The 418-nt window shown below is 42.1% G+C and carries 1 protein-coding gene; it reads right to left on the bottom strand.

The window, feature by feature from the left end:
- The coding region (locus HX823_RS31725; protein ID WP_177078597.1) for a hypothetical protein at nucleotides 1–418 on the bottom strand (418 nt) is incomplete at both ends.

Here is a 418-nt window from a genome sequence, read left to right as displayed (position 1 = left end):
GAAGAAAAACAGGCCTGTTCGGTTTTTGATCGCAAGGGTATTTAGATCAATTATTTTTTTCATAGTAGATGAGTTTTCGTGCGTCAAATGGTTGTTGAGAATCTCTACGGTTTTTGTGAGATCCGCAAGGTTGTGAATGGCTTCATCTTCGTAATCGTCGATTATTTTTCCAAGCGTGATGTTTATCGCTCGTAGAGCGCCTGATTGAAGAAGTTGTTGGTACTCTTCAGGGTTAAGGGTAACGCTTTCGAGTAAAGATTCTGGGCAGTCGTCTACGTCTAATAAACGCATGGCCTCTAAGGTGAGTGGGTCAAGATTACTTTCATTTTTTTTGTGTGCCTGTTTGTAAAAATGCGTGGCTTCATTGTATTCGCATTGCGTTCTACCTATTGGTGGTGAATACGGAGCAGGCTTGCCC

The organism is Pseudomonas sp. P7759, from assembly GCF_013386445.1.
GTDB lineage: Bacteria > Pseudomonadota > Gammaproteobacteria > Pseudomonadales > Pseudomonadaceae > Aquipseudomonas > Aquipseudomonas azotoformans_A.
The sequence above is the reverse complement of the archived record's forward strand: the minus strand, read 5'-3'. Positions and strand labels throughout refer to the sequence as shown.